Origin of the sequence: Faecalibacterium sp. Marseille-Q3530 (assembly GCF_017377625.1) — a bacterium.
Classification (GTDB): Bacteria; Bacillota; Clostridia; order Oscillospirales; family Ruminococcaceae; genus Faecalibacterium; species Faecalibacterium prausnitzii_E.
The window spans coordinates 57,930-73,171 of record NZ_JAFREH010000011.1; the positions used below are offsets into that span (position 1 = coordinate 57,930).

15 protein-coding genes and 1 riboswitch are annotated in these 15,242 nt (G+C 60.5%); of the genes, 12 read left to right on the forward strand and 3 right to left on the reverse strand.

The features are described 5' to 3' along the window. Nucleotide 1 precedes the first annotated feature (1 nt). Nucleotides 2-577: an ATP-binding cassette domain-containing protein gene (locus J3350_RS10005; protein WP_207686510.1), complete on the forward strand. Its 576-nt coding sequence runs from the start codon at nt 2-4 to the stop codon at nt 575-577. On the opposite strand, the gene hemW is transcribed toward J3350_RS10005, so the two are convergent. Then, nucleotides 572-1,654, reverse strand: coding sequence for a radical SAM family heme chaperone HemW (gene hemW / locus J3350_RS10010; protein WP_207686511.1), 1,083 nt, complete (start codon nt 1,652-1,654; stop codon nt 572-574). The genes J3350_RS10005 and hemW overlap by 6 nt on opposite strands. Before the next feature lie 100 nt (nt 1,655-1,754). Here hemW and J3350_RS10015 point away from each other — a divergent pair, with 100 nt between their 5' ends. From J3350_RS10015 to J3350_RS10060, 11 genes are all read left to right on the forward strand, one after another. Then, complete coding sequence (locus J3350_RS10015; RefSeq protein ID WP_207686512.1) at nt 1,755-2,456, forward strand: Bax inhibitor-1/YccA family protein; 702 nt, start codon at nt 1,755-1,757, stop codon at nt 2,454-2,456. A gap of 139 nt (nt 2,457-2,595) precedes the next feature. Continuing rightward, nucleotides 2,596-3,393 carry a M23 family metallopeptidase gene (locus tag J3350_RS10020; RefSeq protein ID WP_207686513.1) on the forward strand — a complete coding sequence of 266 codons (798 nt, stop codon included), beginning with the start codon at nt 2,596-2,598 and terminating at the stop codon, nt 3,391-3,393. Nucleotides 3,394-3,549: 156 nt separating this feature from the next. Then, nucleotides 3,550-4,842, forward strand: a complete 1,293-nt coding sequence (locus J3350_RS10025; protein WP_207686514.1) for an NAD(P)/FAD-dependent oxidoreductase — start codon at nt 3,550-3,552, stop codon at nt 4,840-4,842. A gap of 23 nt (nt 4,843-4,865) precedes the next feature. Beyond that, on the forward strand, nt 4,866-5,528 hold the full coding sequence (gene cmk / locus J3350_RS10030) for a (d)CMP kinase (protein ID WP_118553584.1): 663 nt from the start codon (nt 4,866-4,868) through the stop codon (nt 5,526-5,528). Nucleotides 5,529-5,538: 10 nt separating this feature from the next. Beyond that, nucleotides 5,539-6,159 (forward strand): 1-acyl-sn-glycerol-3-phosphate acyltransferase, encoded by a 621-nt coding sequence (locus J3350_RS10035; protein ID WP_097791927.1) that lies wholly within the window; start codon nt 5,539-5,541, stop codon nt 6,157-6,159. Between the two features lie 168 nt (nt 6,160-6,327). Further along, complete coding sequence (locus J3350_RS10040; RefSeq protein WP_097791926.1) at nt 6,328-8,238, forward strand: bifunctional 4-hydroxy-3-methylbut-2-enyl diphosphate reductase/30S ribosomal protein S1; 1,911 nt, start codon at nt 6,328-6,330, stop codon at nt 8,236-8,238. Nucleotides 8,239-8,364: 126 nt separating this feature from the next. Continuing rightward, nucleotides 8,365-8,982 (forward strand): GtrA family protein, encoded by a 618-nt coding sequence (locus J3350_RS10045; protein WP_118553581.1) that lies wholly within the window; start codon nt 8,365-8,367, stop codon nt 8,980-8,982. A gap of 159 nt (nt 8,983-9,141) precedes the next feature. Beyond that, a complete protein-coding gene (locus tag J3350_RS14090) occupies nt 9,142-9,276 on the forward strand; it encodes a hypothetical protein (RefSeq protein WP_005944717.1) in 135 nt (44 codons plus the stop codon). A gap of 15 nt (nt 9,277-9,291) precedes the next feature. After that, nucleotides 9,292-9,957, forward strand: coding sequence for a deoxyribose-phosphate aldolase (gene deoC / locus J3350_RS10050; RefSeq protein WP_207686515.1), 666 nt, complete (start codon nt 9,292-9,294; stop codon nt 9,955-9,957). 154 nt (nt 9,958-10,111) lie between these two features. Next, nucleotides 10,112-10,210: riboswitch (SAM riboswitch) on the forward strand. A 107-nt stretch (nt 10,211-10,317) separates the two neighbouring features. Then, on the forward strand, nt 10,318-11,472 hold the full coding sequence (gene metK / locus J3350_RS10055; RefSeq protein ID WP_207686516.1) for a methionine adenosyltransferase: 1,155 nt from the start codon (nt 10,318-10,320) through the stop codon (nt 11,470-11,472). Nucleotides 11,473-11,758: 286 nt separating this feature from the next. Beyond that, nucleotides 11,759-12,901, forward strand: coding sequence for a ribose-phosphate pyrophosphokinase (locus tag J3350_RS10060; RefSeq protein ID WP_207686517.1), 1,143 nt, complete (start codon nt 11,759-11,761; stop codon nt 12,899-12,901). A 73-nt stretch (nt 12,902-12,974) separates the two neighbouring features. Here J3350_RS10060 and J3350_RS10065 read toward each other — a convergent pair whose 3' ends face one another. Then, a complete protein-coding gene (locus J3350_RS10065; RefSeq protein ID WP_207686518.1) occupies nt 12,975-14,303 on the reverse strand; it encodes an MATE family efflux transporter in 1,329 nt (442 codons plus the stop codon). Nucleotides 14,304-14,327: 24 nt separating this feature from the next. Continuing rightward, nucleotides 14,328-15,239: a pyridoxal-phosphate dependent enzyme gene (locus J3350_RS10070; protein WP_118553576.1), complete on the reverse strand. Its 912-nt coding sequence runs from the start codon at nt 15,237-15,239 to the stop codon at nt 14,328-14,330. Nucleotides 15,240-15,242 lie beyond the last annotated feature (3 nt).

Genomic DNA, 15,242 nt, shown 5'->3' on the forward strand with positions numbered 1-15,242 from the left:
AATGCAATACAAACTGGAAATTTCGAATCTGACAAAACGATTCGGAGAAAAAACGCTCTTCGAAGCGCTGGACCTGACCGTTACCGGCCCGGTCATCCTCTGGGCACCCAGCGGGTGGGGCAAAACGACCCTGCTCCGCATCCTCATGGGGCTGGAAGTGCCTACCTCCGGCACCGTGACCGGCGTGGGGAAGGTGGGGGCTGTCTTTCAGGAAGACCGGCTCTGCCCCCAGCTGAACGCCATCCAGAACGTGGAACTGGTGCTCCCGGAGGGAAAAACGAAATACAGAGAGCAAATCCATAATGACTTTTTACAAATTGGATTGGATGAAGCCGCCCTCTCGCTCCCGGCACGAAAGCTGTCCGGCGGGCAGAAACGCCGTGCGGCCCTGCTGCGGGCACTCTGGGCCGAGAGCGACACCCTGCTGCTGGACGAGCCGTTCACCGGCATGGACCCCGACACCATGAAAAAAGCCGCAGCGCTACTGAAGGAGCGCTGCGGCGAAAAGGTCGTTCTGCTGGCCACCCACGATCAGGAGGCCATTCAGGAGCTGGGGTGGCGGGTGATGGAATTATAACAATTCTGCCAGGATGCTGTTCTGCACGATCAGCCCGGCGGGGGTCAGCGCGAGGGTGCGGCCATCAAAGGACGCATAGCCGTTCTTGACGCAGTTTTTGACAAAGGCCAGCTGCGAAGTGGAAAATTCCTTCCCGAAGCGGGCCTTGTACTGCACCAGGTCCAGCCCCTTGCGCAGACGCAGCTGTAAAATGAGATAATCCTCTGCGCCGCAGCCGCCGTCCAGAATGGGGGCGGCGGTGTCGTGAAGGAAGGCTTCGGTGTCGGCGGGGTAATAGAACCGCCTGCCGCCCATGCAGGAGTGCGCCGCCGGGCCGAGGCCGAGGTAGTCGCCGCAGTCCCAATAGATGAGGTTGTGCTTCCCCTCATAGCCGGGCTTTGCAAAGTTGGAGATCTCGTACTGCTGGTAGCCATGGTGTTCCAGCTGCTCGACGGCATAGAGATAAAAGTCCGCCGCTTCGTCCGGGGAGGGCAGCCCCTCCGGCGGATGCCGGCCAAACGCGGAGTCCGGCTCGATCTTGAGCAGATAAGCCGAGATGTGGGTGGCACCGCCGCTTTCAATCAGTTCCAGCGTCTCGTCGAACTCCGCCTGCGTATAATGGGGCAGGGCCAGCATGATGTCGCCGCTGATGTTCTCGAAGCCTGCCCGCCGCGCGGCTGCGAATGCCGCCCGCGCCTGCCGGGCCGTGTGGGGGCGGCCCAGCGTTTTCAGCTGGCTGTCCCGTGCGGACTGGACGCCGAAGGAGATGCGGTTGATGCCGGCTTCCCGGAAGGCGCAGAGCGATGCCTCGGTGACCGTTTCCGGGTTGGCTTCCAGCGTGATCTCGGCACCGGGAAGGGGAGACGCTGCCGCGATCAGCCGGGCGGCATCCTCCGGGGCCAGCAGGCTGGGGGTGCCGCCGCCGAAATAGAGGGTGTCCGGGCGGAGCGGGGCATCCGGCGAAAAGCGGTGCAGCTCCCGCAGCAGGGCGTCCACGTATGCCGAGGGGACGCCCCGCTGGCCGGGTGCGGAATAGAAATCGCAGTACCTGCATTTGGAAAAACAGTAGGGAATGTGGAGATAAAGTCCAAGAGACACGAAATATCACAGCCTTTTTCATGAAACGTTCATTTCTATGCAGTATACTATATTTCGTAGACCGGGGCAAGGCTCCGGAACAAGATGGGAGGACCTTACCATGGATTACAGAAATTATGACCGCGGCTATGCGGAGCCTACGATGAGCGCATCGGACTATATGACCCGCACCTACCGCTGGATGGCCAGCGGGCTGCTCATCACCTTTGCAATGGCCTATATCACTGCGACAACTCCGCTGCTGTATCTGGTCGATTCGCTTTACCTTGTGCTCACCATCGCTGAGCTGGCCCTCGTGTTCGTGCTCAGCTCCCGTGTACAGACCATGTCGGTGCAGGGGGCGAGGGCGACCTTCTTCGGGTACGCGCTGCTCAACGGCATGGTGCTCAGCTACTACTTCCTCGCCTTCTCGGTGGGGACGCTGATCTTAGCCTTTCTTTCTACGGCGCTGTACTTCGGCCTGATGGCCGTCTACGGCACCACTACCCACAAAGACCTGACCGGCTGGGGGCCCCGCCTGATGATGGCACTGGTGGCCATGCTCATCACCGGTTTTGTCGGGATGCTGTTCGGCTTTGGCTTTGGCGGCTCGGTGCTCTACTGCGGCATCGGCCTGGTGGTCTTCATGCTGCTGACCGCCTACGATACCCAGAAGCTGCAGCAGATGTACAGCTACTACGCTGCCGACGCCGAAATGGCGGAAAAAGCTTCCATCTACGGTGCGCTGACCCTGTATCTGGACTTCATCAACATCTTCCTGTATGTCGTCCGTCTGCTGGGCAACAACCGCCGCCGCAACTGACGATCCTAAAAAATAAGGGATGTGCCCGCCGGGCACATCCCTTATTTTTTATAGGAACAACTGAATAAACCCTGCGCAGCCATCGCACACTACAATCAGAATTTGGACCGTACACAAACGATGATTGGAGTAACGAACCATGGAACAACTCAAAAGATTTCTGCGGGACAAGGGGTTTGCGCTGGCGCTGCTGGCCTGTCTGGTGGCCGCGGCTGCGGCGGGCGTCTGGGCCGTGCGCACCGTCCGGGACGAGCTGAAGGAGAACCTTGACGGCCTGAACCAGCCGGACAGCACTTCGACCCTGCCCGGCATCGACGAAGACCTGACGATCATCCCGGAGGAGGAATATCCCGAATGGCAGCAGCCTACTACGCCCGCCGCAAACAGTGTGGCCAATGTCCCCAAGGCCGACCCGGCCCCCAGAGCCGGGTCTTCGGCGTCGTCTGCTGCCTCGTCTGGGCAGGCGTCTGGCTCTGGTTCGGTGCGCGAACCCTCCGCCTTGCAAGGCGCATCCTCGCCTGCCAGCAGTTCGGCAGCGCCTGCTTCCACGCAGCCCATCTTTGGCAGAGTGTTGAACGCCTACAGCGGCGATGAGCTGGTGTACAACAAGACGCTGGGCGACTGGCGCACCCACAACGGCATCGACTATGCAGCCCGCGAGGGCGAAGCAGTTCCTTCCCCGGTGGACGGCAGCGTGGTGCTCGCTGGTGCCGATGGCAGCTGGGGGCCGGTCGTGGCCGTGAAGGACAGCGCGGGCCGCGTCTGGCGGCTCTGCGGTGTGGCCAGCCCCAAGGTGAAGGAAGGCGACACCGTGTCGGCCGGGCAGGTGCTCGGCACCGTGGGCAGCGTGAGCTGCGAGTGCGCCGAGGAGAGCCACCTGCATCTGGAAGTGAAGCAGGGCGACAGCTATCTGGACCCCGCAGCGTGCAGGAACTGAATCAGCGGCCCGCCGGAGGGAAAAAGCCCCCGGCGGGCTTTTTTGTGTGGGGATTTCCAGCAGTTCCGGGCCGGGAAGCGATTGCATTTGGAAGCCGATTCTGGTATGATACAATAGAACAAGTTTCGACAGAGCGTGAACACAGGAGGAAGCAGGATGGCAAAGGTGTTGATCGTGGGCGGCGGTGCGGCCGGGCTGATGGCGGCGGGTGCCGCGGTGCGGCAGGGGCACGAGGTGACGGTGCTGGAGCACATGGAAAAGCCCGGCCAGAAGATCCTCGTCACCGGCAAGGGCCGCTGCAACGTGACCAACGACTGCACAGCGGAGGAGTTCCTGCGCCATGTGCGGACCAATCCGCGCTTCCTGTTCTCCTCGCTGGGGGCGTTCCCGCCAGCCAGAACGATGGAGCTGTTTGAGGGGCTGGGCGTGGAACTGAAGGTCGAGCGGGGCCGCCGGGTGTTCCCGGTGTCAGACCGGGCCGAGGAGATCCGCCAGGCGCTGCTGCGCTACGCCGAGGAGGCCCGCATCGTCCGCGACGGGGCCCAAAAACTGCTGCTGGAGCCGCTGGCCCCGGTTGAGGAGGCAGCCCCTGCGATGCCGGAGAACCCGCGCCACCCCAAAAAGAAAAAGCCCGGTGCGGCCTGCCGCTGCGTCGGGGTGCGGGGAACCTCCGGCAGGGAGTACCGCGCCGATGCCGTGCTGGTGGCTACGGGCGGCCTGAGCTACCCGACGACTGGCTCCACCGGCGACGGCTACAAACTGGCCGAGCAGGCCGGGCACACCATCGTGGAGCCGGTGCCCAGCCTGGTGAGTCTGGTCAGCCATGACCCGGACTGCAAGAAGATGATGGGGCTGGCCCTGAAAAATGTGACGCTGACCCTGTTTGAGGACGGCAAGGCCATCTTCGACGAGCAGGGCGAGATGCTGTTTACCCACTTCGGCATCAGCGGCCCGCTGACGCTGAGCGCATCCAGCCACCTCGGTGACATGAAAAAGCACCGCTACCATGCGGAGATCGACCTGAAGCCCGCCCTGAGCGAGGAGCAGCTCTACGACCGCATCACCCGCGATTTTGCCCTGTTGGCGAACCACGCGGCGCAGGGGGCGCTGGTCAAGCTGCTGCCGTCCAGTATGCAGCCGGTCATGGTGGCCCGCTGGGGCATCGACCCGGCCACCAGAGCCAACCAGATCACCCGCGAGCAGAAGCGGGAGCTGGTGCAGCTGTGCAAGCACTGGAAGGTGCCCATTGATGCCCGCGGCGACCTGGCCCATGCGGTCATCACGTCGGGCGGCGTGTCGGTGCGGGAGGTTGACCCCAAGACCATGCAGAGCAAGAAGGCGCTGGGCCTCTATTTTGCAGGCGAGGTGCTGGACGTGGATGCCTACACCGGCGGCTACAATTTGCAGATCGCGTTCTGCACAGCACAGAGTTTTGCAAATAATTTATAATTTATATAGAAGGAGACATACACATGATTTCTGTTGCGATCGATGGGCCTGCAGGTGCGGGCAAATCCACGCTGGCGCGCCGTCTGGCGGCTGAGCTGGGCTACATTTATGTGGATACCGGTGCGATGTTCCGCACCATCGGCCTGTATGCACTGCGCGCGGGCAAAGACCCCAAGGACAACGAGGCCGTCAACGCACTGCTGCCGGAGATCTCGCTGCGGCTGGATTCGGTGGACGGCGAACAGCACATCTACCTGAACGGGGAGGACGTCAGCCGGCTCATCCGCACCGATGAGGTGGGCATGGCGGCTTCGGCTGTGGGGGCCAACCCGGCAGTCCGCGCTTTCCTGCTGGATCAGCAGCGCGATATGACCCGGACCCAGAACGTTCTGATGGACGGCCGCGACATCGGTACGGTGGTGCTGCCCCATGCGACCGTGAAGATCTTCCTGACCGCCGCCCCGGAGGCCCGCGCCAGACGCCGCTGGAAGGAGTATCAGGAGAAGGGCGTGGACATCTCCTTTGAAAAGGTGCTGGAAGATGTGAAGCAGCGCGATTATCAGGACACCCACCGCGAGGCTGCCCCGCTGAAGCAGGCCGACGACGCCGTTCTGCTGGACACCTCTGAGCTCAACTTTGAGCAGAGCCTGGATGCCATGAAACAGATTATCGCATCCAAGGTCTGAGAGGAGCGCAATGGTACTCTATTATATTTTGCTCCCGCTGGCGTGGATCGTGTTCCACATCGGGTTCCGGGTGGAGTGCATCGGCCGGGAGAATCTGAAGAAAGTCCGGACGAACGGCTGCATCATCGCACCGAACCATGTTTCCGCCATCGACCCGGTGTTCGTGGTCATCACCCGGTTCTGGGGGCGGCGGATGGTGGTCTTTGCCAAGAAGGAACTGTTTGAGATCAACGTGCTGCTGACCTGGTTTTTCCGCTGGATGGGGGCGCTGTGTGTGCGCGGCACCCGCGAAGAGCTGGATGTGATCGACCAGACGGTGGAGGCCTGCCGGAACGGCGGCACACTGCTCATCTTCCCGGAGGGCACCCGCGAAAAAGAGGGAAAGCTCCTGCAGCCCAAGAGCGGCCTGTTCGTCATTGCGGCGCAGGCGGCGGTGGATGTGGTGCCGGTACGCATCCTTTATGACACACCGGACGGCAGGATGAAGCTGTTCTGCAAGGTGAAGGTCGTCTACGGCGAGCCGATGCCCGCCGCACAGTTCGCCATGGAGAGCCGCCGCGACCTGAAGACCCTGCGGGCCAACAAGCAGGCGCTTCTGGACGCATGGGAAGAACTTGGGCAGCAGGCTTGAGTGCACAGGCTTACCCTCTCAGGCGCTTCGCGCCAGCTCTCCCCAGGGGAGAGCTTTTAATCGAACGATAAACGTTATCGAGAATTGCCAAAACCTCCCACTTTGGGGGAGGTGGCATCGCGCAGGCGATGACGGAGAGGGTAAGGCCGATCAAGACAGGAGGATAACATGGAGATTCGTTTGGCGAAGACGGCGGGCTTCTGCTTCGGTGTGAACCGGGCGGTGGAGCTGACGTATAACCTGCTGGATGGGGGCCACAAGGTGGCAACGCTGGGGCCGCTCATCCACAACCCGCAGGCTGTGGCCGATATGGAGCGCCGGGGGGCGCTGGTGGCCGACACGGTGGACGACATCCCCGCCGGGTACGAAGTCATCATCCGCAGCCACGGTGTGCCCCGCAGCATTTACGACACGCTGGAGCAGCGCGCCCTGGTCTACCACGACGCGACCTGCCCCTTTGTGAAGAAGATCCAGAACATCGCCGCCAGGGCTGAGGCCGAGGGCGCAGTGCTGCTGGTGGCAGGCGACAAGACCCATCCGGAGGTGCAGGGCATCGTCGGACATACCGGGGGAGAGGTATTTGTGTTCAGTGATCTGGACGAGTTGAAGGCCTGGAAAGGCCCTTCGGACCCCTCAAAACCCATTTTTGCGGTTGCACAGACCACATTTCAGGTAACAAAATGGCAAGAAAGTTCGGAGTTTCTCAAAAAAGCCTATACAAACGCCCGAATTTTTGATACAATATGTAATGCGACGTGGGCGAGGCAACAGGAAGCGGAAGACCTCAGCCAGCAATGCGACATCATTGTTGTCATTGGCGGTCATCATTCTTCCAATACCCAAAAGCTGGTACAGGTCGCCGCAAAGCACACGCGAGCCGTAACGGTCGAGACAGCGAGCGAACTTCGGCCTGAATGGTTTGCGAATGTTAAAACGGCGGGCGTCACAGCAGGGGCTTCAACGCCATCGTCTATTATTGAGGAGGTACTTAACAGTATGAGCGCAGAAATCAATGACAGCATGAGCTTCGAGGAGATGCTGAACGCATCCGAGGAGAAGCGTGTTCATGCAGGCAGTATTGTGAAAGGAATCGTGACCAGCATCTCTGCCAACGAGATCCAGGTGGATATCGGTGCGAAGCAGACCGGCTTTGTCAAGCTGAGCGAGCTGACCGATGATTCCTCCGCCAAGGTCGAAGACCTGGTGAAGGTTGGCGATGAGCTGGACCTCATCGTCGAGAAGGTTATGGACCAGGACGGCGTCATCCAGCTCTCCCGCAAGAAGCTCGCATCTCGCAAGGGCATGGAAGAGATCGCCAAGGCAGCAGAATCCGGTGAAGTCGTCGAGGGCGATGTCACTGAGTTCAACAAGGGCGGCGTTGTCGTCAATGTCAAGGGCGTCAAGGTGTTCGTCCCCCGTTCTCAGGCCACGATGCGCCGCGACGAGGACTACACTGCTCTGGTCGGCCAGCACGTTCAGCTGGTCGTCACCGAGTGCTCCGGCCGCAAGATCGTCGGCAGCATCAACAAGGTCACCGCTGAGCAGAACAAGGCAAAGCGTGAGGAGTTCTGGGCAAATGTCGAAGTGGGCAAGAGCTACACCGGCGTTGTCAAGAGCCTGACCTCTTACGGTGCATTCGTCGATATCGGCGGTGTGGACGGCCTGTGCCACATCAGCGAGCTGAGCTGGAACCGCATCAAGCATCCCTCTGAGGTCGTCTCTGTCGGCGACACCATCGAGGTGTATGTGAAGGATATCGACCGTGAGAACCACAAGGTTTCTCTGGGCTACAAGAAGGCTGAGGACAACCCCTGGGAGCAGCTGAAGAACAACTACCCCATCGGCAGCACCTTCCATGCTCCGGTCGTCTCTCTGACCAAGTTCGGTGCTTTCGTCCGCATCCTGCCGGGTGTTGACGGTCTGGTCCACATCAGCGAGATCAGCAATGACCGCGTTGAGAAGGTCTCCGACGCACTGAAGGTCGGCGATATGGTCGATGTGAAGCTGCTGGATGTCGACTTCGACAAGAAGCGCATCAGCCTGTCCATGAAGGCTCTGCTGAACGAGGACGCTGAGTAATCAGCCCATCGTGAAGGCAAACGCCTGACACAATGCGATCAACAGCCCCGTTGCCGGGATAACGGCGGCGGGGCTGTTTTTTATCCCCTCGCAGGCAGGCCCTGCGGTTGAGGAAACGTGAGTTTTATGATACACTGGATCAAAAAGCACTGGGAAGTGCTTTCCTATCTCATCTTTGGTGTGCTGACCACCCTGCTGAACATTGTGCTGTATGCGCTGTTCAACAAGCTGTTCGGCTACACAGCTGCCAACAGCTGGGGCAATGTGCTGGATAACATCATCTGCATCCTGTTTGCCTACTGCACCAACCGCGCCTTTGTGTTCCGCAGCAAAACGCAGGGCAAGGCCATGGCGAGGGAATTTGGTGCATTCGTCACCTGTCGTCTGGGTACAATGTTGCTGGACACTGCAATTATGCTGGTGCTGGGCAATCTGCTGGCTGCGCAGGGTGCAGCGCTGATGGACGAGCTGATGCAGGGGGTGCTGAGCGTGGTGGCCCACTGGCTTGGCCCGGATACGGCCATCCAGATGGCAGCCTCCTATGCAGGCACACCGGCGGGGGTCACGGATGGCTCTGCCGCTATTGCCGTCATCGGCGGTGCAGACGGCCCCACGGCGATCTTCGTTACCAGCCGCTACAATGCGCAGGCACTGTGGGGCCTTGCCGTGAAGATCTTTTCCAATGTACTGGTGATCGTGCTGAACTATGTGTTCAGCAAGTTGATCATTTTTAAGAAAAAGTAAGCAGAACCCTCTCAGTCGCCTGACGGCGACAGCTCTCCCGAAGGGCGAGCTTTTTTGGAGGAGAAGAAAAATTTCTCCTCCGAGCATAAGGATCCCCCATTCGGGGGAGATGCCGGAGAGGGTTTTATAGATCATCAACATTTTAGGAGGTACGGTATTATGAAACGTGGTTTGAAAGGCTTCGCATTTCTGGTCTCCGGCCTGGTGCTGGGCATCATTGGTGCAACGGTCTCTGCAACGGCAATCGCACTGAGTGCTGTCGGCATGGCAAAGGTGCGCCGTGCCAGCAAGTAAAAAGGAGAAACAAACATGACTCGTGAAGAAATTCTCTCCCATGTGGACCACACCCTGCTGAAGCCGGAGGCGACCTGGCCCCAGATCCAGGTCATCTGCGACGAGGCCGTGGAAAATCACACGGCTTCCATCTGCATCAACACCTGCTATGTGAAACAGGCCGTGGAGTATCTGGCCGGCCGCATCCCGGTGTGCTGCGTCGTCGGCTTCCCTCTGGGGGCTATGGACACCGAGTCCAAGGCATTTGAGGCAAAGAAGGCCATTGAGAACGGCGCGTCCGAGGTGGACATGGTCATCAACATCGGCCGCCTGAAGAACAAGGAGTACGACGCCGTCCGCGAGGACATCCGCGCCGTCAAGCAGGCCGTGGGCGACAAGGTGCTCAAGGTCATCATCGAGACCTGCCTGCTGACCGACGAGGAAAAAGAGAAAATGTGCGACATCGTCTGTGAGGCGGGGGCGGACTATATCAAGACCAGCACCGGCTTCTCCACCGCAGGCGCGACCTTCCACGACGTGGAGCTGATGGTCAAGGGCGTACATGGTCGCTGCAAGGTCAAGGCTGCCGGTGGCATCTCCACTGTGGACGATATGGAAAAGTTCCTCGCGCTGGGCGCGGACCGTCTGGGCACTTCCCGCGCGGTCAAGCTGCTGAACGGCGAACAGGCAAAGGGTTACTGAGTTTTTTTCAACAAAAGCACAGCGAAAGCTGTGCTTTTGCTGTTCAAACCGGTCTTCTTGATCAATTTTGGAATGTTGTATAAAAAGAGTCGGACTGTTCTTGACATTTCGACGAAGAGATGATAAGATATTACGCAGAAAACAACTGAATACCGACTTATCAAGAGCGGCTGAGGGGACAGGCCCTGTGAAGCCCGACAACCTGTGCGAGAGCATAAGGTGCCAAATCCTGCGGGAAACCGAAAGATAAGAGTGCAACGCTCAGAGCTTCGGTTCTGAGCGTTTTTGTTTGCGCAAAAAATCTTGATGCCGTGTAGGAAGCTGTGAATGGATCACCACATTTTATGGAGGACAACTTTTATGGCAAGACATCTGTTTACTTCTGAGTCCGTTACCGAGGGACATCCCGACAAGATCTGCGACCAGATCTCCGACGCGATCCTGGACGAGATCCTGACCAACGACCCCGACGCCCGCGTGGCCTGCGAGACCTGTGCTTCCACCGGCCTGGTGCACATCATGGGCGAGATCACCACCAACTGCTACGTCGATTTCCAGAAGATCGTCCGCGAGGTCGTCTCTGAGATCGGCTACACCCGCGCAAAGTACGGCTTTGACGCCGACACCTGCGCTGTCATCTCCAACATCGACGGCCAGAGCCCCGACATCGCCCTTGGCACCAACGATCAGGTCGGCGGTGCAGGCGACCAGGGCATGATGTTCGGTTATGCCTGCGACGAGACCCCGGAGCTGATGCCCATGCCCATCTCGCTGGCCCACAAGCTGGCCAAGCGCCTGACCGAGGTGCGCAAGAACGGCGAGCTGGACTATCTGCGCCCGGACGGCAAGAGCCAGGTCACCGTGGAGTACGATGAGAACGGCAAGCCGTTCCGTGTGGATGCCGTGGTCATCTCCAGCCAGCACAGCGACTCCGTCAGCATGGAGCAGCTGCGCGCCGACGTGATGGAAAAGGTCATCAAGGCCACCATCCCCGCCGAACTGCTGGACGAGAACACCAAATACTACATCAACCCGACCGGCCGCTTCGTCGTGGGCGGCCCGCAGGGCGACTCCGGCCTGACCGGCCGTAAGATCATCGTCGATACCTACGGCGGCTATTCCCGCCACGGCGGCGGCGCGTTCTCCGGCAAGGACCCCAGCAAGGTGGACCGCAGCGCTGCGTATGCAACCCGCTGGGTGGCCAAGAACATCGTGGCTGCCGGTCTGGCCAGCAAGTGCGAGGTGCAGGTGGCGTATGCCATCGGCGTGGCAAAGCCGGTCTCCATCATGGTGGATACCTTCGGCACCGGCAAGGTCGCCGACGACAAGATCGAGCAGGCTGTGGAGAAGGTCTTTGACCTGACCCCCGCCGCCATCATCCGCGACCTCGACCTGCGCAAGCCCATCTACCGCAAGCTGGCCGCCTACGGCCACATGGGCCGCGAGGATCTGGGCGTGAAGTGGGAGAACACCGACCGCGTGGATGAACTGAAGGCCGCTATGGCAGCGCTGTGATCGGCATAAGAAACGAAAAAACGGTCCGGGAACTTTCCGCTGGGAGAGGCCCCGGACCATTTTTTGTGTCGAAGAAGGCGGGTTTGTATGAAAAAACTGTGGTTTTTGTAAAAAACTCACAGAGTCCTACGGATTTTGGAATAACAGATGTGCAAGGCGCAGAAAATCCGCTCATGGGGGAATTTTTGGGTGTCGAAACGGAGATTTTGTGATAGAATAGAGACAGATATGGACTTCAGCGGTCCTGTTGTCGGCTTGGTTTAAGGAACATGAAGGAGTTGTAACAATGTCTAACGAAGTTAACCCGATGGCATTTTTTCAGGAGCCCAGCGTTGCAGATCTGCGTCTGCTGGCCTGCCCCGGTGCAGAGGAGCTGACCGCCCTCATCGACAGACACCTTGTCGAGTGGGCAAAGTCTGCCGGTGTGGAGAAGGATAGCTTCATCATCCCCTGCGAGTGCCCCCGCTTCCAGAGCGGCGACGCAAAGGGCCTGGTCAAGGAGTCCGTCCGCGGCGACGATATCTTCATCGTTGTCGATCCGGGCAACTACAGCGTGACCTACAACCTGTTCGGCTACGAGAACCACCTCTCTCCCGACGACCATTTCGCAAACCTGAAGCGCCTCATCCAGGCAGTGGCCGGCAAGGCACACCGCGTGTCGGTCATCATGCCCAGCCTGTACGGCGGCCGCCAGCATCGCCGCGTCGTCCGCGAGAGCCTGGACTGCGCTGTGGCCCTGCAGGAGCTGCAGACCATGGGCGTGAAGAACATCATTACCTTTGACGCACACGACCCCCGCGTCCAGAACGCCGTGCCTCTGCTCAGCTTCGACAACGCGATGCCGACCTATCAGGTCCTCAAGAGCCTGCTGAAGAAGAACCCGGAGATCAGCTTCGACAAGGAGAAGTTCATCGTGGTCAGCCCCGACGAAGGCGCAATGAGCCGCAACATGTACTTCTCCAGTGTGCTGGGCTGCAACCTGGGCATGTTCTACAAGCGCCGTGACTATACCCGCGTCGTGAACGGCCGCAACCCCATCGTGGCCCACGAGTATCTGGGCGATTCCGTGGAGGGCAAGACTGTCTTCATCGCGGACGACATCATCGCTTCCGGCGAGAGCATGCTGGAAGTTGCCGGCAACCTGAAGAAGCGCGGTGCTGGCCGCATCATCGCCAACGCCACCTTCCCGCTGTTCACCAGCGGTCTGGCAAAGTTCGACCAGGCCGTGGCGGACGGCACGCTGGACTACGTGGTGGGCACCAACCTGACCTACCGTCTGCCGGAGCTGCTGACCCGCGACTGGTACGTCGATGTCGATGTTTCCAAGTATGCTGCCTACTTCGTGGTGGCGCTGAACCACGACATGTCCGTTTCCAGCATCATCGATCCCATCAAGAAGATCGAGGCTCTGCTGGCAAAGCGCGGCTGATCAAACGCAAACCAAAAGGGAGGCTTCCTGCGAAGGAGGCCTCCCTTTTTAGCGTCTGGAAAAGGGTCTGGTTTTACAACGTCCCGTCCTTCAGGCAGCGCACGAGGGCGGGCACCTCGTAGAGGAGCATGAGGACCCAGCCAACGGCGTAGCTGTAGGGCAGCGCCTCGATGTCCATGTGAAGGATGAGGACGAAAACGGCGGCAGCGGCCACACGGCCTGCCATGTTGAGCATACTGCTGTTGAGGGTGATCTTCAGGTCGCCCAGGCCGCGGAAGCCGCCCTGCACACCGTTGGTGAGGGCAGGCATCAGGTAGAACAGGGAGACGAGCCGCAGAAAGCGGACGCCCAGCTCCACGACTTCGGGCTGATCTGCGAAGAGGCGGATGATGGGTTCGGCGCAGAAGTAACAGAGGACCGTGATGCAGACGGCGTAGACGGCTTCGATCTTCAGGCCGCAGAAGAAGCCCTTGCGGACGCGGTCCTTTTTCCCGGCACCGCGGTTCTGGGCCATCAGGGTGGTGGCGGCGTGGCCGATGTTCTGCTGGGGGATATAGGCGAAGTCGTCGATGCGGCTGGAGGCGGTGAACGCGGCCATGGCGTTGACGCCCATCGTGTTGACGATGGCCTGCACCGCGATCTTGCCCAGCTGGACCGTGGCCTGCTGCATGGCGCTGGCCCAGCCGTAGCTGACGGTCTTTTTCAGCAGGGAGCTGTCAAAAACGAGCCAGCGGCGGCCAAGCTGCAGGACGGGGATCTTCCAGCGGATGTAGACGAGGCAGAGCGCACAGCAGGCGGCTTCGCTGAGGACGGTGGAAAGCGCACAGCCTTCCGAGCCCCAGCCCAGAACCTCAACAAAGAACAGGTCGCCCGCGATGTTCAGCACCGAACTGACCATCAGAAAGTAGAGGGCGCTTTTGCTGTCGCCCAAAGCGCGCATGGTGGCGGCGAGAAAGTTGTAGAAGAAGGTGAAGATGAGGCCTGCAAAGACGATGCGCAGGTAGTTCACCGCGATGGGAAGGATCTCTTCCGGGACCTGGAGCAGCCGCAGCAGGGGATTCGCCAGCAGGATGCAGACCAGCGAGAAGGCCAGAGAGAACACGGTGCCCGCGATGGCGGTGGTGGAGACCTGGCGCTCCACGAGCTTGTTGTCGCCTGCACCGAACGCGGTGCTGACGAGGATGCCTGCCCCCAGGCACATGCCGTTGATGAAGAGGATGGCCAGCGTCATCAGCGGGTTGGAAGTGCCGACAGCGGCCAGGGCGTCTTCGCCGACGAACTTGCCCACGATGATGCTGTCCACCGCGTTGTAGGTGAGCTGAAACAGGTTGCCCAGCACGAGGGGAATGGTGAAGTTCACCAGCAGCGGTGTGATGCTGCCGGTGGTCATATCTTTCGTCATGGTAGATGCTCTTTTCTGTTGGAATCAAAAATTCAGGTTCTGCCGTCCGCTGAGGATGACGAGGGCCGAACGGCTGGTGCCCTTGGCCAGCAGCTGCGCAGCGGCGTGAAGGGCAGCACCGGCGCTGAGCGAAGCGGGGATGGCATCGGTGATGAGGACCTTCTGTGCGGCGCGGGCGGCGTCGGAGCGGGTGACGGCGGCGACGTTGTCCACCACATAGGCATTGTAATTTTTTGGAATGAAGCCGAAGCCCATCTCCGGGATGCCGTGGCCGCCCGTGAACCCGCCGCTGAGGGCCTGACTCTCAAACGGCTCGACCGCCACCATCCGGACGTCGTTCGTCCAGGCTTTGAGCGTTTCGCCCACGCCGGTGATGGTGCCTGCGCTGCCCACGCTGACCACGACGCTGTCCACAAGGCTCCTGCCCTCCCGCGCGATGGCTTTGGCGATGGCGGGGCCGGTGACGCGGCGGTGGTATTCGGGGTTGTTGTCGTTGGCGAGCCAGTTCATATAGTACCAGCCGTTCTCCGCAGCCTTGCTCTCGGCCAGCGCCCGCGCACCGGCCAGACCGTTCCGGGCCGGGGAGTGCAAAATCTGGGCACCGAGGCGGAGCAGATACTCCTGCCGCAGGGCCGGGGCATCTTCCGGCATGGCGATCACGATGGGGTGCCCGGCGGTGCGGCTGGCCAGAGTCAGTGCCGCCGCAAAGGCACCGGTGGAAGCCTCGATGATGGGCTGGCCGGGGGCCAGTGCGTGCTGCTCTGCCGCAAGGGCCAGCATCCCTTCGGCCAGCGCATCGCGGGACGTGCCGGTGGGGCCGTCAAAGTCCAGGTAGGCGTACAGCCGCCCCTTCAGCCCGCAGGCAGAAAGGTAGCCCCGCAGCTCCACGATGGGGCAGGGCAGCAGGGTCTGGTAAAAGTTCGGATAAATGGCCACGAA